Annotated in this window: 21 protein-coding genes; 11 read left to right on the forward strand and 10 right to left on the reverse strand. The window is 55.3% G+C overall.

Features of this window, described 5'->3' with window-relative positions; genetic code table 11:
* Window positions 1-3: 3 nt before the first annotated feature.
* From CAG11_RS22585 to CAG11_RS22605, 5 genes are all read right to left on the reverse strand, one after another.
* Window positions 4-447, reverse strand: a complete 444-nt coding sequence (locus CAG11_RS22585; protein ID WP_143494731.1) for a hypothetical protein — start codon at window positions 445-447, stop codon at window positions 4-6.
* Window positions 448-453: 6 nt separating this feature from the next.
* Window positions 454-1,302: a hypothetical protein gene (locus tag CAG11_RS22590; RefSeq protein ID WP_177409164.1), complete on the reverse strand. Its 849-nt coding sequence runs from the start codon at window positions 1,300-1,302 to the stop codon at window positions 454-456.
* Window positions 1,303-1,577: 275 nt separating this feature from the next.
* Window positions 1,578-2,642, reverse strand: coding sequence for a tyrosine-type recombinase/integrase (locus CAG11_RS22595; protein WP_085598022.1), 1,065 nt, complete (start codon window positions 2,640-2,642; stop codon window positions 1,578-1,580).
* Between the two features lie 3 nt (window positions 2,643-2,645).
* Window positions 2,646-2,912 (reverse strand): DUF4224 domain-containing protein, encoded by a 267-nt coding sequence (locus CAG11_RS22600; protein ID WP_053130922.1) that lies wholly within the window; start codon window positions 2,910-2,912, stop codon window positions 2,646-2,648.
* Window positions 2,913-2,921: 9 nt separating this feature from the next.
* Window positions 2,922-3,665, reverse strand: a complete 744-nt coding sequence (locus tag CAG11_RS22605; protein WP_085598023.1) for a DNA cytosine methyltransferase — start codon at window positions 3,663-3,665, stop codon at window positions 2,922-2,924.
* Window positions 3,666-3,739: 74 nt separating this feature from the next.
* Between CAG11_RS22605 and CAG11_RS33665 the strand changes: the two genes are divergently transcribed.
* A complete protein-coding gene (locus CAG11_RS33665) occupies window positions 3,740-4,432 on the forward strand; it encodes a hypothetical protein (protein ID WP_157064359.1) in 693 nt (230 codons plus the stop codon).
* Window positions 4,433-4,731: 299 nt separating this feature from the next.
* Here CAG11_RS33665 and CAG11_RS22615 read toward each other — a convergent pair whose 3' ends face one another.
* The 4 genes from CAG11_RS22615 to CAG11_RS22635 form a co-directional block, all read right to left on the reverse strand.
* Window positions 4,732-5,151, reverse strand: coding sequence for a hypothetical protein (locus CAG11_RS22615; protein WP_085598024.1), 420 nt, complete (start codon window positions 5,149-5,151; stop codon window positions 4,732-4,734).
* A gap of 44 nt (window positions 5,152-5,195) precedes the next feature.
* Window positions 5,196-5,522: a pyocin activator PrtN family protein gene (locus CAG11_RS22620; protein WP_085598025.1), complete on the reverse strand. Its 327-nt coding sequence runs from the start codon at window positions 5,520-5,522 to the stop codon at window positions 5,196-5,198.
* A 158-nt stretch (window positions 5,523-5,680) separates the two neighbouring features.
* On the reverse strand, window positions 5,681-5,965 hold the full coding sequence (locus CAG11_RS22630; RefSeq protein WP_085598027.1) for a DNA-binding protein: 285 nt from the start codon (window positions 5,963-5,965) through the stop codon (window positions 5,681-5,683).
* A gap of 9 nt (window positions 5,966-5,974) precedes the next feature.
* Entirely contained in the window at window positions 5,975-6,559 is a 585-nt protein-coding gene (locus CAG11_RS22635; RefSeq protein ID WP_085598028.1) for a hypothetical protein, read from the reverse strand.
* 407 nt (window positions 6,560-6,966) lie between these two features.
* Here CAG11_RS22635 and CAG11_RS22645 point away from each other — a divergent pair, with 407 nt between their 5' ends.
* Window positions 6,967-7,512: a hypothetical protein gene (locus CAG11_RS22645; protein WP_085598030.1), complete on the forward strand. Its 546-nt coding sequence runs from the start codon at window positions 6,967-6,969 to the stop codon at window positions 7,510-7,512.
* Window positions 7,505-8,176, forward strand: coding sequence for an HIT family protein (locus CAG11_RS22650; protein ID WP_085598045.1), 672 nt, complete (start codon window positions 7,505-7,507; stop codon window positions 8,174-8,176). Before CAG11_RS22645 ends, CAG11_RS22650 begins: the two co-directional genes overlap by 8 nt.
* On the opposite strand, the gene CAG11_RS22655 is transcribed toward CAG11_RS22650, so the two are convergent.
* Window positions 8,163-8,894: a LexA family transcriptional regulator gene (locus CAG11_RS22655; RefSeq protein WP_085598031.1), complete on the reverse strand. Its 732-nt coding sequence runs from the start codon at window positions 8,892-8,894 to the stop codon at window positions 8,163-8,165. The two genes, CAG11_RS22650 and CAG11_RS22655, sit on opposite strands and share 14 nt — an antisense overlap.
* A gap of 79 nt (window positions 8,895-8,973) precedes the next feature.
* On the opposite strand from CAG11_RS22655, the gene CAG11_RS22660 reads away from it, so the two are divergent.
* The 8 genes from CAG11_RS22660 to CAG11_RS22695 form a co-directional block, all read left to right on the forward strand.
* Window positions 8,974-9,234 (forward strand): hypothetical protein, encoded by a 261-nt coding sequence (locus CAG11_RS22660; protein WP_085598032.1) that lies wholly within the window; start codon window positions 8,974-8,976, stop codon window positions 9,232-9,234.
* Window positions 9,235-9,563: 329 nt separating this feature from the next.
* Window positions 9,564-10,082 carry a phage regulatory CII family protein gene (locus tag CAG11_RS22665; protein ID WP_085598033.1) on the forward strand — a complete coding sequence of 173 codons (519 nt, stop codon included), beginning with the start codon at window positions 9,564-9,566 and terminating at the stop codon, window positions 10,080-10,082.
* Window positions 10,075-10,593: an HNH endonuclease gene (locus CAG11_RS22670; protein WP_158091439.1), complete on the forward strand. Its 519-nt coding sequence runs from the start codon at window positions 10,075-10,077 to the stop codon at window positions 10,591-10,593. Before CAG11_RS22665 ends, CAG11_RS22670 begins: the two co-directional genes overlap by 8 nt.
* Window positions 10,590-10,814, forward strand: coding sequence for a TraR/DksA family transcriptional regulator (locus tag CAG11_RS22675; protein ID WP_085598046.1), 225 nt, complete (start codon window positions 10,590-10,592; stop codon window positions 10,812-10,814). Before CAG11_RS22670 ends, CAG11_RS22675 begins: the two co-directional genes overlap by 4 nt.
* Entirely contained in the window at window positions 10,807-13,026 is a 2,220-nt protein-coding gene (locus tag CAG11_RS22680; protein WP_085598035.1) for a VapE domain-containing protein, read from the forward strand. The genes CAG11_RS22675 and CAG11_RS22680 overlap by 8 nt, the downstream gene beginning before the upstream one ends.
* Window positions 13,019-13,384, forward strand: a complete 366-nt coding sequence (locus tag CAG11_RS22685; protein WP_085598036.1) for a hypothetical protein — start codon at window positions 13,019-13,021, stop codon at window positions 13,382-13,384. The genes CAG11_RS22680 and CAG11_RS22685 overlap by 8 nt, the downstream gene beginning before the upstream one ends.
* A 519-nt stretch (window positions 13,385-13,903) precedes the next feature.
* The gene (locus CAG11_RS22690) at window positions 13,904-14,245 is read left to right on the forward strand and encodes a phage holin family protein (protein ID WP_085598037.1); all 342 of its coding nucleotides are present in this window, start codon (window positions 13,904-13,906) and stop codon (window positions 14,243-14,245) included.
* Window positions 14,246-14,398: 153 nt separating this feature from the next.
* The coding region (locus tag CAG11_RS22695; RefSeq protein ID WP_085598038.1) for a terminase small subunit at window positions 14,399-14,764 on the forward strand (366 nt) is incomplete at its 3' end.

A 14,764-nucleotide genomic window follows, 5' to 3' on the forward strand; every position in this document is an offset into this window, starting at 1 on the left:
TATTTATTCCCAATCCCTGGCTGTTTCTGTAACCATCTTCTCGGTGAGTTTTTTGCCAAGCAGATCTAGTTGCTTTTTTTCTTTGGCTAAAAAGTCAGAGTCGCTATTAATTTTTAGAAGAAATTCCTCTCCTGCGGGGAGGATTATTATTCCAGTCTCCTCCGGTCTCAATAGATTTTCTTCCGCAGCTATTTGGAGGGCGACTGCAAGAGCTGGATCGAATCCCCAGACAGGTATAGATAGCTGCTTATTTTGTATAGCAGCTTGGAGTTCGATAATGCGAGAGTCTTTTTTTAAAGCCCAATTTATCAGATGGAGCTTCAATAGGCTGCATTTTTGGGAGCGACCGCAAATATTAATTATTAATAGGCATTGTGCAATCTTGTATAGCGGTCTGTGTTCCGCTAAGACTGGTGCTGGGCGAGGGTTGAACTTGAGCATAGCCATGATGTTTTACTCACTATAGTCGAGTTGACAAGCGCCCAGCCAGTATGAGATTTCATTGGCTACTATTTGTGAAGCAAGAGCATAGTCAACTGAGGGGTTAAGCTCTCGAGTAAGAAGGTCCGTTAACTCGGTTCTAATTTTCTCAGTGAGCACGTCGGGTGTAGCGTTGAGGGTATCAGACCACTCTTCCACGTGCTTGTGGAATACTGAGAGAATACGCTTAACCTTTTGATATAGTAAGGGTGACGCTTTGTTTAGTTCGTCATGGAACCGGCTGTATTTGAGAAAACCCTCAAGCGTTGAAGAATAGAGGCGTTCCACCTTCGCCTTGTGGGCGCTATTCTCCATGTTGAGTTCAACTTTTTGAAAGCTCGCTGCTACTCTGGCGATAGACTTTCTTAGTATGTTTTCTTCGTAATTTATGCTTTCAAGGTCAAAAAATGGTAAGTCTAAAGTAATGCCGGGAATGTGAAGGGCTTTTCCTTGCAGTGATTGAAATGCATGGATGTCGGTTTCATAGTGATCCGCTGTGTGCAGATCTATCCTGAAGTCTGGGCTAAGTATGGAAAGATTCCAGGCTCTAGCCTCGGCTTCCTTTGCTTTCGCATGTTTTACTAGCTTGTTATCCGAAATTTCTGGCGTGACAAAACACCAGTTTTTTATAAGGGTGTCGCCTAGTCGCGCAGAAAGGTCCGCCTCATTTGTTTTCAGCTTGCCAATATCTTTTGTGATTTTGTTTCTTTGCTTGATATACAACATGTCAGGGTTGTAGTGTTTGTTAGGACAGTAGCATTGGAACGCTATGCCGGTAGCTACATACCCTTCAATTCCCCAATCCCCAGGTGAAGCGGGCATTTCGACATAGCCATTTGCACCGTGCCGATGCTTGAGTATTCGCTGTAAAAGCAATTCCCAAGAGTTCCCGTCAAATAGGCCTAACCTAGATTGAAACATCTGGTCTTGACTCCGTTCATCTATGCTTCCTGGCCCCCGAGACTAATCTTTGAGGCGATGTGGTGTATCGCAGGATACTCAGAACCTTCCACATAGGCTAGCAAGAGGCTACTACGGGCTCATTGAAGGGCAGTTTCTGGCCGTATGCTGCCGATCACAATCTTGGCAGCGTATGGTTATTTTGTCGGTTTAACGATCTCACCAACTCGCCTATAGACCTTCTTGGTCATCTCCTCTGTTGAATGCCCCAGCAATCGGCTTGCATGCGTCAGCTCAATCTCACTAGCCGCCTTCGGCCGAATGTCCTTGAACTGAAACTGCCGAATACTGACCGCCAGTGCTGGGTCTCCATTGGCCGCAGCTTTGATGGCGGCTTTCTCCCGTGCATCGTCCCAGCGGTTGCGCAGCATCTGCTGGCTCATTCGTAGCCCCGACGCGTTGGTCATCAGCGTCGACGTCCTGATGCCGTTGATGGCCCTGCGCTCCTGAAGATCCACGATAAAGGCACTCAAGCCGGACTGGACGCCTTCTTCCTCCAGCCGCAGGCGCAGGCGCTTTTCGGTCTTGCCCTGGCCTATCAGTAAGAACCCGTTGTTTAGGTCGGTGGCGGCGATCTTGAGCACGTCCGCGGGGCGTTGTCCGGTCAGGTAGGCCAGGTCCATGGCGTCCTTCAGTTCCTGCACCGCCTCGGCGTACACCGCATTCCATACGGTCTCTCCGGCGTAGTAGTCCCTGGGTTTTTCCTTGTTGCGGCGAACGCCGAAGCACGGGTTGGCTTTGTCGGTCAGGCCCCACTCTCGGGCAATGGTGAACGCGTGGGAGAGTAGGGCGATTTCTCTGTTGGCCCGGACCTTGGCGGTTCTGGCATCACGGTATTGGGCTATCACCTGGGGGGTGATCGATTCGATAGGCGCGTCTTCAAAAGCCCTCCTGAGCTGCTTGAGTTCCTTGCGGTTGTCCGACTGGGTGCGGATCGATTTGCCGGGAATGATCTCTTTTTCGTACCGGTCGAATACGTAGCTCATCAAGTGGTTGGGCTTAGGTGGAGCTCTGCGTTCCAGCCTGGCCCATTCCACCTTGGCTTGATCAAGGTCGGTGCCCAGTGGGATCTCCTTGCGTTTGCCGGCGGCGTCCCTGCCGTCGTAGTAGTACGCCGTCCAGATCTGGCCGTGCTTGCCCTTTCTGATACGGCGCACCATGCGCGGCGGCAGGTCGCGGTTGGCTGTGGTTCTCTTACGCACGGGTCAGCTCACATTCGCAAGGTTGAGTGACCAGACTTCAGTCACGGCACTAACTGCAGAGGGTTTAACACCAGCTAACTTCATCCTGGCGTAAACCCGGCCAACGATGGGGCGTCGGGCGCCAGTCAGAACAAACTCCCAATGGTTGTTGGTCAGCCATTGGATCTGTTTGGACGGGAGCTGATACCCGGTAATGGTGTGCAGTTCGTCCTGGTCAAGTGTTTCACTCTGCAGTGCGTTAGCTGTAGTTGGGGCGTTGTTAGTGGTCATGCGGCCACCTCACTTGGAAAGTGCATAAAATGCTGTTGCTGCCACTCGCGGAACTTGGCCATTTCCAATGGCTTTAAGTCGGTCCACCCTATAGGCCACCCCATCATCCATTCGATGAATTCGGGGTTTGGGTTCAGTCCAGGGGCCTCTGGGTTGCCCTCCTGGAGCCACAACATGGCGAGGTAGTCCTCGAGATTGCTGCGGTGATGTCCCTTTCTCGCTCTTGACCATGCAACTCCGTGTGGGCCCATGCTGGCTCTGGGGGTTGGCAACAAGCCAGATGCGGTCACGCTCATGGGGCGCTCCGCAGTCGGATGCCGATAGACGTAACCATTGAGCGTCATACCCCAGTTCGGCAAGGTCACTGAGGACCAAGGCAAGGCCTCGTCCCACAAGCAGAGGTGAGTTCTCCAAGAAGACGAAGTGAGGTCGTACTTCACCGACAATTCGAGCCATTTCTCGCCAGAGGCCTGATCGGCTACCTTCAATTCCGATTCCATTTCCAGCCGCGGAGATGTCCTGGCACGGAAATCCTCCCGAAACCACGTCAACAAGGCCTCTCCAAGGTCTACCGTTAAAACTGCACACGTCAGACCAAATCGGGAAAGTTGGGAGGGCTCCATCGTTTTGTCGTTGCGCCAGAACCTGTGCGGCGTAGGCATCACGCTCAACGGCGCAGATGGTGCGCCATCCGAGGAGGTGGCCGCCGAGTATTCCGCCACCAGCGCCTGCGAAAAGAGCCAGCTCATTCACGCGGCCTCCTTCATAGACGGGAGGCTTTGGAATGGGCATGCTGAGCGTTTTTTGATGGCTGGGAGCCATGACGCATGAAGAAATTCAGCATGCCTCCAGAAATGAAAGTCGCCAGCGTATGGGTTGTCTGGGCATTTCTGGCTATAGGAGCGTTGGGATGGGCATTGTTTGTTTTGTTGGATGCTTTTGGCTTGATGGAGAAAGCTGCTGACTGGGCGCAAGCTGTCGGGTCTGTTCTGGCTATCATTGGCGCTGCTGCTTTTCCTGTTTTTCACTCCAAAAAAAATACTGCAGAAGTTCAGAGACGTACTGACGCGATCATTAGAACTGCTGCTACTTTGATTTCGAAGGAGGTCGGCCTTCTGCTTGCCTCCATGCTCGGAAACATCAAGCCGATTGATGAGCTTCAGTCTGAAATTCAAGATTGTCTTGCAAACAGTCCGCTCCTTGAGCGTCATCAGCCGAGCGAGCGTCTTTGTTTGGAGGCAAGAGAAACCGCCCGCAGGTATTGCAAGAATGGTCACGTGGCCAAGTGGCAGGGGCTTGATACGTTGGTAACGAACATAATCAGCTCCCACATGGTAACTAACCAGCAACTTATTTATATCAGTCACCTTATGAGCGCAGTCTCTGCCGCCAAGGCTGCATGCGAAATGCTGGGTGACTGGGAGCTGTCCAGAGATGACTCCCTGCCTACGGTACATAGGCTTGATCACTGTCGGCATCATGTCCGAATGACAATCGACGCTTTGAGCAGGAAAGTTTAAAGGGCTGCATCTTGTTCTATACCCCAAAACAAGCTGCGCGAGCGGCCCACTTTGAGCGTTCAGCGTTGCTCCAGGTGTGGCTGCCCCGCGCAGCTTTTCGTGGGGTGTACGCACCTCGGTGGTGCTTCGGGCAAGAGCAGTAATGCCTGCTGCTGCGCAGCAGAGGCTCTTTGTTTTCTGCGCGTCGACGCTGGCGGCGTTGCGGAGCAAAGCGGTCATGGTTTGGGCGGTGGGCTGAGCGTGCGGCATGCCGCTTTCCTCCGGTTTCTGATAGCGGGCTGGTCCTTCGATCTGCTGGCTCATGCCGCTTCCTCCTTTGCTGCTGGCTCCAGTAGGGCGGCCATGGCCAGGGCTTGATCGCGCAGTGAGCGCGAGTCTCTTTCGAGTTTTTTCCCGGTCTTGAAGGCGCTGAATGTCTCGGCGGCGATGCGCAGCAGATCCGCGATGGCCAGCAAGGTCTGGCGGTGTGCTGGCTTGAGGGCTTGGCTGTCCTGCAGATTCTTATGGAGTTCGGCCAGCCTTTGGTTATCGACTCGCACGAACTTGAGGGCGGTTGTCAGCTCGCGCAGGGTTCTCGCTTTGTCCGCTTCGGCAACGGCTTTGCCTTCCTCGATCCCGGTTGCACGGCCATTGCTTCGGCCAATCAGGTAGCCGGCCCAGTAGAGCAGGGCGACGGTGAGTATCAGTCCGATCAGGGCAATGATCTGTATGTGGGTCATGTGGTGTGCTCCGGTGGGTTTGGCTGGTGGTGGCAGCCGTTGGGTTATTGGTCGTGATCGTTGGCGTCGGCCAGTTGCTTGGCGTGTTCTTCATCCGCCCGGTAGGCGCGGATGTCGATCAGTGCGGCAACGTGGCGGATGTGTGCGTACTTCGGGGCCTTGCGGCTGCTGTCCAGGGTGGTGACGGGCAGTTGAATGCGGCCGCTGCTGATCTCGGCGGCGAACGACTGTTCGTTGAGGTTACGGAAGTACTGCACGCGGATCTTTTCCAGCGGGATCAGTACGTCGCCGAAGGTGCGATACAGTAGCTCGACGGTGGCGGTTTCCGGTGCTGGCATCAGGCGCAGCGGGGTCTGGTTGGCGCTACTCATTGGCTGGCTGGCTCTCCATGCGCTGGCGGCGTTTCGGGTGGTTCCAGGCGATCAGGCAGTGGGCTTTGGTCAGCTCGCGCAGATGCTCGGGTACCTCAAGGAGCGCAGCGTTGCGCTCCTCTTTGGTCCGTAAGGCAATGATCTGGCGGGCGTACTCCCTAGGCCACGTCACGGCGATCTGCCGGGATAGCGGGCAGGGCGAGGCCCAGTTGCTCGGCGAGCCAGGGAATGCCGGCCTGTCGAACCCGCGTTGACTGGCTGTATTGCAGGCCCAGCTCAGGATGGAACCATTTGCCTTCCTTGGTCCCCAGGTACTTACGATCGCGCGTGGGGTAGGCGGGCAGTCGCTCGGCGTTGAGCAAGCCTTTCTCTTGCATCAAGCCGATCAGCTTCGGCCGTGTGATACCGAAGTACCGGGCCGTTTCCTTGAGGTTGCGATCCATAGCGGCCCCCTAAGCAGCATGCGCGGCGGGAGTCGCCAGCGCTGCCAGGTGGTTGATGGATTCGCAGGTGGCCTTGTAGATCTCTGTATCGGAGCCGTGGACCGTGAAGCATTTGGTTCGTGGGCTTCGATGGCCAATGCTGAGAATGATGGTCGCGCCTGCACGGCTCCGGGTGCGGTGGATCGCTGCCCTGATTGGCAGCGAGAACCCCATATCAAGGTCAAGGAACCCGCCCAGGCAGACCAGGCCGAACACCCGTTCGCGTAGCTCTGCGCTGAACTTCCCGTACTCGCGCTCGGCGTGCGGGAGTGGTTGTAGCTGGACAGTCGTGTCGATAGGGCCGTTGGCCATGTCCTCGATGAAATCTGCCAGCTTGAGGTGAGTTTTCTTGTCGTTGGCCAGGGTCAGGGTATGGCGCTCGTTACCCATTTCCACGACAAAGGAGCTTTCGGCGGGCCCGCGGTCAATGTTCAAGCGAAACCTCAATGCCGTGCGCTCGGGTGAGTTGCGCAGCGTGTGGTTGAAGGTTTCGCTCAGGTTGACCTGGGCTTTGAGTAGCTGCAGCGTGCGGTTGTCGATTGAGAATCTGTTCATGCTGCGCTACCCCCGCCGTTCGGATCGAAGGGAGAGGGCCCGCGTTTTTTTGCCACGAGCTTAAGTTTTCTGTCGTGTAGAACAACCAGGCAGCCGGTATTGGATTGCAGCTGCTTGATCAGTTCTGGGTTGCTGGTGCACGCAGGATGGACGTGCAGTGTGGCAGTGGTGTGCATGGTATTGCCTCGCTCTGTGGTGGAAGAGTGAGGCAAATATCAACTATTGGTTGTTTTATGTCAAATGTAGGTTGATATTAGCTTCGGAAGCTCGACCCGATGCGTACGCCTAGGGCGCGATTAGCCTAGAAATCTATGCTGATTTGGAAATTCCGATTGATATCTGCCACGTGATTATTCGAAGATGCTCGATCGAATTCTTATAGCTGACTTGTAGCAAGGGATACCGCTATGTCAAATGAAGATGATAGAGACAAAGGGATTGGTGGGAGGGACTGCGTTCCATATTTTGACACTCATAGAGGTCAAATAATGTTCGAATTTTGGTATCTGGTTGGACTGCTGGCAGTAGCAACCATAACTATGTTTTTAATTCAATTTAAACAAATAAACATGGAGTATAATAATAAAACGTTTGTATATGCCTTGTTTGGTGGTTTCTTGGGCGGTTGGGTCTACGATGCAAAGTGGTTTTATAGAGTTACTGCAAGAGGTAAAGATGATCAGTACAAATATTTATGGCAGTGTCATAAATTCTATTGGCGGGTTTTAACGCCGTTCCTTTCGTGCCTGGTGGCGTTTGTGACATATATTCTGATTTCTTCAGGAATATTTCCTGTTGTTTTGAAGAGTTCAACTTCAGCTGGTGCGGCTTTTTCAATCTGTTTTATTTTGGGATATTTTTCTGATTTGGTCTTAAGTCGGCTCGCTGCTTGGGCTGAAGAGCTTCTACCTAAAATAAAGAAGAAAGATGCTAGTGGTAAGGGCGATGAATAAGTGTAATGTTTGTCAGGAGCTTCAGGGGGTAGCTGTAGAGGGCTGTGATCCTCGATATCAAGTGCTCGTTAATAGCCGCCAAAATATAATCCACGAAAGCGCCGATTTTGTGGTTATACCTAGCTTGGGGCCACTCAACGATTCGCATGTGATGATCGTTCCTAAAGCACATGTAAATAATTTTTCTGTAATTCATGATTCAAAATTAGCCCAAGTTCGTGCAATTTTACAGGCTTTATCGTCCTATATTGAATCGAAACATGGTAGAAGTTTGGTCTTCTTCGAAAGTGGGGCTGGTATACGAGCTAATCATTCGGGGGGATGTATAGTTCATGCGCATATTCATTGTGTATATGAGCAAGAGGAATTTGAGCGTCGTTTGTTTCAGGAAGTAGATTTTAAGGAGGGCGGTATAAGTTGGTACGCTGGGGCGGATGGTGACCTCGGTTATGTGTGGTATATGGATGGTAAGGGTAAAGCCGCTCTGTGCAATAATCCGCAGTTGCCATCTCAATTTTTGCGATACGTGTACTCTATGGGCAACGGTGATATCCGATTTTGGAACTGGAGACGTCATAACAACTTTGAAGGCGTTTTGAAGGTGGTAGATTGTTATAAGGGGTTTAAGAAATATATGGAGACTTTGCAAATTATTCAGGAATAAATGAACCTACAATTTTTCCGCATATATGGGTTTCTTCGGTGATCTCTATTATCGGATATTGTGGATTAATCGGCCTTAAGAACTGCCGCCCAGCATCAGCTACTAGTACTTTAAAAGTTGCTTCATTTGTACGCGGAACCCTAGCTATGACCCGATCTCCAATCTTGGTTTCAGCTTCAGGATCCACAAAAATTATGCATCCAGTCGGATAGCTGCGGCCCGGTCCTGGATTCGTCATTGAATCGCCAAGTACCTCCAATGCATACCCTTGGTTACTGATTGGGACAGGGCAAGAAAGCCAAGATTCGGCCTCATAAGACTCAAAGTTCGAGATCGCTTCGCACCTTGCACCGGCTTGTACCCATGAAATTAGCGGCACTTTGCCAACGCGTTGATCGATTTCGCTGATATTACTTCCGTTGGCTATGGCGAGCTGACGAACATTGCTTTCACCACTCTGCTCTTTCGGCAAAACGCCATATTCAAGCCATTCACGTCTGACCTTCAGCCACGAACAGAGCGCAGCCATGCTGTCCGCTTCCGCTATCGCATCACCATTCAGCCACTTGCTTATTGCCTGTGTTGTTTTATCGACCCCCAAATTTTTCAACTGGCGATGGATGTCCACGCCCCGTCCCCGGCTGCGTACACCGGCATCGTCAAGGGCTTCATGTAGGCGCTCACTAAATGCTGCGCGGAGGGTATTTTTATCAACCATGGGTTGAGAGTCTCACAGGGCTTGCGCAATAGTCAGTTGATCTGTAGCATCAACCGAAAGTTGATAAAAGGAGGTTGTCATGTTGGACCCCGAAGATTTTCCGAGCGCAATTGCGTTCGCGTTTGAGGCCGCAGGCGGCATTGGAGCCGCCGCGAAGGTATGCAATCGGAGCTATCAGGCATTGAACAAATGGCGTCAGGCTGCATGTCTTCCTCGGACTGATTACACCGGCGAAACCAATTACGCGGAGCTTTTAGCTACTGCAGCAGAGCGTAAAGGTAACGCCTTCCAAGCCTCTTGGCTGTTGAACGCGTCGGCTCCTCAGAAAGCAGCAGCGTAGATAGAAAAAAGGCGACCCAAGGGTCGCCCAGTTCCTCCCGGCACACACCACCACAGTGTCGCCGGGTCGCGGTTTAGGTAGGCGCGCACACCACATGCAAAAACGTCTACTTCAACCGCGCTTTCAAGGCTCGGAAGCCTTGGGTTGCTGCCTTTTCCACCACAGATAGGGCAGCTGTTGCGCCAGAGGTGAACAACGGATTGTTCGTCTCGGCACGGTGCCGGTGTCGATCTTGCGGATCTAGCCGGCGTTTGGGCCCTTACAAGCCACGCGGCAAATGTAACACCACTGCATGCCGCGCGGCACTGGCAACTTTTAGGATTAATGCCATGAGCCGTATTGCTCTGAACTGCATTGAGCGAGCCAAGCGGGAAGTCTTGCCGCTCGATCTCGCGCTTTACCATGCTGCCCGGGACTATCCCGGCGGCGCCGCTGCCATCGCCGCCACCACCGGCCGTAACCCCACCACGCTGCAGCACAAGCTGTCTCCCACCCACCCTGGCCACAGCATCAACATCCAAGAGTTTGGCGAGATCCTGGAGCTAACCAAGGATCGGCGCATTCTCGATGCGGTGCATGCCTTGGTAGGGGACACCATCTGGCAGGAGCTGGCCGAGGCTTACACCAACGATATGCCGGAGACGCTGACCACGGGCATCGCGGTGTATTTCCGTCAGGTTGCTGACCTGGCCGACACCTGGGCCAAGAGCATCGGCGATGGCGTGGTAAGTGATGCTGAGTTGGCCGAAATCCGTCTGCAGGTGTTTCGCGGCATACAGGGGCTGCTGGGCATGTTTAACCGTGCCTGCTACGTCAACCAGACCACTCGGGGGGCGGACCATGGCTGACTTGAATGAAATCATTTTGAGCATCTCCGCTCTCGATCCGTGTTTTGGAGCGAAGTTAAAAGTTGAGAAAGATTGCATTGTTTATGGTGGTTATCGGAATCGAGACGGTTACGGCAAGGTCAACCGAAAAGGCAAGGCCCATTTTGCCCACCGATATCTGTGGTCTGTTTTAAACGGTTTGCCATCTGCTGAGAGTCGAGTTCTGCATCATTGCGACAACCCTCCCTGCTGTAATCCTGAACATCTGTTCATAGGTACCCAACTCGAAAACATGCAGGATATGCGACGCAAGGGGCGTGGGCGCTGGGCATCTCAAAAGGGGCGCCCTGGCTATAAAGGACAGTCTAATCCTAGAGCTAAGCTCACTTCCGATCAGGTCAGGTGGATTCGTTCTAACCATTCATCGAAATACGGATCGCCATTTGGATCAGCGCGCCTGGCCACCAAGTTTGGTGTCAGTCGGAACACGATACTTCATATCGTATCGGGGCAGACATGGAGGGATTCATAATGGATCTCGCCGATTTTGCCAACGATCTGGTGCAAGAGCGCCTTGATCAGGCCCTCGCGGCGCGTCGGTTGTTGAGACCTGAGTTGGCGGCGCATTCCTTCCTCATCTGCGAAGACTGTGACGGTCCTATTCCTGAAGCGCGGCGATTGGCTCAGCCTGGATGCACCTTGTGCGTGACCTGCCAGGAGATCGATGAAGTGCGGAGGGCACGACATGCTTGAGGAGGTCTTGGGGCAGTTCGCCGATTACGGCCTGGAGCCCGCGCAGCCGTTGGTGTTCGGCAAGCTCACCCGCTGCAAGACGGCGCAGGATAAGGGCAAGGAGAAAAACGGCTGGTACGTGGTGCATGAGCACTACACAGAGAAGGGCGAGACTCTGATCTTCGGCAGCTTTGGCGACTGGCGTTCGGGTGTGACGCAGAAGATCAAGGTCAAACCCGGGCGGATGAGCGCCGAGGAGCGCGAGGTGATGCGCGCCCGGCAGGAAGAGGCGAAACGCCGGGCGGCAGAAGTGGCGGCTAATGCCGCGCGCCGTGCGGCAACACGAGCAGCCGGGTTGTTCAAGCGTATGCCGGAGAAGGGCAAGAGCACTTACCTGGACCGCAAGCAGGTTGTCGGCTTCGGGGTGCGCTATGCGCCACGCTCGGGGGCGTTTCTGGTGCCCATGAGCAACGTGCATAACCGGATTGTCGGCTTGCAGGTGATCTATCCCGAAAAGCAGGAAGACACCGGGCGTGATAAATCCTATTGGCCCTATGGCTTGTCGAAAGAGGGCGCTTTCCACTTGATCGGTCCCCACCCTGAACCCGGCGGGCCGGTGCTGGTGTGTGAGGGCTACGCTACCGGCGCCAGCCTGCATATGGCGACATCGCTGACCGTCGCCGTCGCCTTTGATGCGGGCAATCTCATGCCGGTGTGCAAGGCGATGCGTGAGCGCTTTGCCGGGTGCCCGATTATTGTCTGCCGGGATGATGACTGGAAGACCACGCGGCCTAACGGTGAACCCTGGAACCCCGGCAAGGAACGTGCGGAGAACGCAGCGGCGGTGGTGGGTGGCCAGGTGGTGGCGCCGATCTTTTCCGGCGAGCGGGAGATCAAGTGGACCGACTTCAACGACCTGCACTGTGCCGAAGGTTTGGAGGCGGTGCGCCGTCAGGTGCTGGCGGTGGTCAGGCCGCCCGCTGCGGGCGGCTGGCGGGATCTGTTGGCCCGCAGCGACAGCGGCATGCTGATTGCACACATGCAGAACGTTGAACTGATCCTGAGCAACGATGAACGCTGGGCCGGGGTGATCGGTTTTTGTTCGTTCAGCGCCAAGATCGTCAAGCTGCGGGTACCGCCCTATGGCGGCGACACCGGCGACTGGGCCGACATCGACGACATGCTGGTGATGAAGTGGCTCGCGCAGCAGTACAACCTGCGGGTCAAGGTCGGCAACGTGATCGAGGCGGTGAGTGTGGTGGCGCACTATCGGGCGTTTCACCCCGTGCGCAATTACCTGCGTGGCCTTGAGTGGGACCGCGTGCCCCGGCTCGATTCCTGGCTCACCGAGATCATGGGCGTTGCGCCGACCGACTACAGCTCAAAGGTCGGCAAGCGCTGGATGGTTTCGGCGGTGGGCCGAGTGATGGCGCCGGGCTGCAAGGCGGACTCGGTGATGATTCTGGAAGGTGCCCAGGGCGCCGGTAAATCCACGGCAATGAGCATTCTCGGCGGTTCGTGGTTTATGGACACGCCGTTTACCCTGGGCGACAAGGATGCGTTCCAGGCGATCCGGGGCAAGTGGATCATCGAACTGGGGGAGCTGGACAGCTTCAACAAGGCCGAGTCGACCAAGGCCAAGCAGTTCTTCTCGGCCTCGGTGGACACCTACCGCGAGAGCTACGGCCGCAGAACCATGGATGTGCCACGCCAGTGTGTTTTCGTGGGCACCACCAACCAGGATGAGTACCTCAAGGACGCCACCGGCAACCGGCGTTATTGGCCGGTGGCTTGCACCAAGGTCGACCTGGAGCAACTGCGGCAGATCCGCGACCAGCTCTGGGCCGAGGCGATGTTCTGCTATCAGGCGGGCGATATCTGGTGGGTGATCCGCGACGAGGCGCCGTTGTTCGCCGAGGCACAGGAAGAGCGCTTTGTGGTGGATGAATGGGAGGTTTCGATCCTGCAGTGGCTGGAAGAGTCGCACCTGGGGGAGACCACCACCGGCAGTCAGATCCTGGCTGAGGTTCTAAAGCTAGACCCTAGCCATTGGGACAAGCCAGCGCAGATGCGCGTCGGTTCGATCATGCATCGGCTGGGGTGGCGCAAGAAACGTATGCCGGCGTTGACGAAGAGCGGCGTGCGCCCATGGGCCTATCAGAAGCCGACCAGCTGGGGGCGCGGATCTGCATTGCAGGTGGCGCCGATGGAGGAGGAGCCTTGCTTTGATTAAGCGAATCGACGAGATGCTCAAACTCTGGGCCCAGGATCTGCACATGCCCACGACCTCGGCCATTGGCGGTGCGGGCGGCGGCAATATCATTGCAATGCTGATGGCGTGCAAAGGCGAGCTGATACGGGGCACCCGGGGCAGTCGGGTGCTGCTGGATGAATCGGCTGATATCGAGCTGATCGTCAACAAGCACCTGTCGCCCGAGCTGGCCCTGGTGGTGATGGAGCATTACTGCAATCACGACAGCTTCCTTGCCCAGAAGTATGCGCACTGTAGGTGTAGCCGTGAGACGTACTACCAGCGCCTGCACCAGGCACACTTGTTCATCGAGGGCATGCTGATGGGGAAGGTGGCTTGACGCTTACCCTTGGTGCGCTTGTCTCTGTCCTACTGGCTCGCCTTGTCCGACCGCGTTTTAACGCAGCAGGACAAGCGCGGGCCTTGTCATTCGTGGGCTGTCCTACTGTCCAACCTCTCAGCGCGTCATGCGCACACATGAGCGCAGCGGGCACGCATGACGCGTGCGGGCGCGCACGCGTGCCTTTCAATTTCTTCTTACATGCGAGAAAGGAAAGATAAAGGTAGGACAGTAGGGCAGCGCCTTGTATTTCGTGGGCTGTAGCTGTCCTGCCTGACTCGCTATCAGTGGGACAGGTAGGACAGCGCCAAAGGCGCTGATAGCCGAAATAAAGATATTCGCCGACATTGCCTAGGCGTTCACTAGACATTCACCGGGTGGCGTTAAAACAGGGTTGCTGCCACCGGAATCCACCTGTAAAAAGTGGTCATCTTCGATAGGTGCGACCGCAGAGAGCGGCAGGCACCCACACACCAAACCCGGCCCTTGTGCCGGGTTTTTGCGTTTAAGGGGTAGGCGATGACGAACGAGCAACAAGCACTGGCAGAGATGCCGATCTGGTTAGTGATCGTCCTTTCCCTGGTGGGCGGCGTGTCCGGCGAGATGTGGCGAGCAGATAAGGAAGGCGTTAGCGGTTGGGGGCTGATTCGCCGGCTCGCGTTGCGCTCGGGTGCCTGCGTTACTTGTGGGCTCTCGGTCAACATGCTGCTGTACGCCTGGGGCGGTTCAATCTGGGTTGCGGCTGCGGTTGGGTGCCTCACTGCGATGGCAGGCGCCGACGTGGCTATCAATCTGTACGAACGCTGGGCGGCCAGGCGAATCGGTGTTTCGGACCAGCCACCCAGCAGCGGGGCAGCTTGAAAGGCAGGGGCCGTCTGGCCCGCCCGGCTGGCCGGGGGCGGGGCCGGTTTTTGGGTCCTCCCCGAGGGCGGGCCCCTACACGGGTACTCGGACTCGCGGTTTCCCTGCAGCTGAGATTTGTACAGGGATGTCCGTCTTTTCAAGGACTTAGTAATGGGCAAGACAGTCAGCAAGCTGGAACTCGGCGAGATCGTCGGTCGTGATGAACGCACCCTGAGCCGGTGGCAGAACGAAGGTATGCCGGTTAATGAGTTCGGGGTAGGGCGCGGCAACGAGAACCAGTACGACACCCAGGCGGTGATTGAGTGGCTGATGCGCCAAGCGGCCTTGAACGGCAAGAAGGAATCCACCCGTGACCGGCTCGACCGGATACGCGGCGACCGCGAGGAGCTGGCGCTGGCCAAGGACCTGGGCGAGGTCGTGATAGAAGCCGAGATCGTCCAGCGCTTCGAAGCGGTGATCACCGCCGCCAAGATCGAACTGCTCAATACCTTTCCTGATGAACTGGCGGCCACCTTG

The sequence above is a fragment of the Pseudomonas sp. B6(2017) genome (assembly GCF_002112765.1).
Taxonomy (GTDB): domain Bacteria; phylum Pseudomonadota; class Gammaproteobacteria; order Pseudomonadales; family Pseudomonadaceae; genus Aquipseudomonas; species Aquipseudomonas piscis.

Bases quoted from the DNA above. Each gene is read 5' to 3' on its own strand.
- CAG11_RS22620 (WP_085598025.1), bottom strand. From the start codon at position 5,522: ATGAGTAGCGCCAACCAGACCCCGCTGCGCCTGATGCCAGCACCGGAA.
- CAG11_RS22670 (WP_158091439.1), top strand. From the start codon at position 10,075: ATGGCTGACTTGAATGAAATCATTTTGAGCATCTCCGCTCTCGATCCG.
- CAG11_RS22680 (WP_085598035.1), top strand. From the start codon at position 10,807: ATGCTTGAGGAGGTCTTGGGGCAGTTCGCCGATTACGGCCTGGAGCCC.
- CAG11_RS22635 (WP_085598028.1), bottom strand. From the start codon at position 6,559: ATGAACAGATTCTCAATCGACAACCGCACGCTGCAGCTACTCAAAGCC.
- CAG11_RS22630 (WP_085598027.1), bottom strand. From the start codon at position 5,965: ATGGATCGCAACCTCAAGGAAACGGCCCGGTACTTCGGTATCACACGG.
- CAG11_RS22650 (WP_085598045.1), top strand. From the start codon at position 7,505: ATGAATAAGTGTAATGTTTGTCAGGAGCTTCAGGGGGTAGCTGTAGAG.
- CAG11_RS33665 (WP_157064359.1), top strand. From the start codon at position 3,740: ATGAAGAAATTCAGCATGCCTCCAGAAATGAAAGTCGCCAGCGTATGG.
- CAG11_RS22655 (WP_085598031.1), bottom strand. From the start codon at position 8,894: ATGGTTGATAAAAATACCCTCCGCGCAGCATTTAGTGAGCGCCTACAT.
- CAG11_RS22690 (WP_085598037.1), top strand. From the start codon at position 13,904: ATGACGAACGAGCAACAAGCACTGGCAGAGATGCCGATCTGGTTAGTG.
- CAG11_RS22585 (WP_143494731.1), bottom strand. From the start codon at position 447: ATGGCTATGCTCAAGTTCAACCCTCGCCCAGCACCAGTCTTAGCGGAA.
- CAG11_RS22590 (WP_177409164.1), bottom strand. From the start codon at position 1,302: ATGCCCGCTTCACCTGGGGATTGGGGAATTGAAGGGTATGTAGCTACC.
- CAG11_RS22660 (WP_085598032.1), top strand. From the start codon at position 8,974: ATGTTGGACCCCGAAGATTTTCCGAGCGCAATTGCGTTCGCGTTTGAG.
- CAG11_RS22600 (WP_053130922.1), bottom strand. From the start codon at position 2,912: ATGACCACTAACAACGCCCCAACTACAGCTAACGCACTGCAGAGTGAA.
- CAG11_RS22645 (WP_085598030.1), top strand. From the start codon at position 6,967: ATGTCAAATGAAGATGATAGAGACAAAGGGATTGGTGGGAGGGACTGC.
- CAG11_RS22665 (WP_085598033.1), top strand. From the start codon at position 9,564: ATGAGCCGTATTGCTCTGAACTGCATTGAGCGAGCCAAGCGGGAAGTC.
- CAG11_RS22615 (WP_085598024.1), bottom strand. From the start codon at position 5,151: ATGACCCACATACAGATCATTGCCCTGATCGGACTGATACTCACCGTC.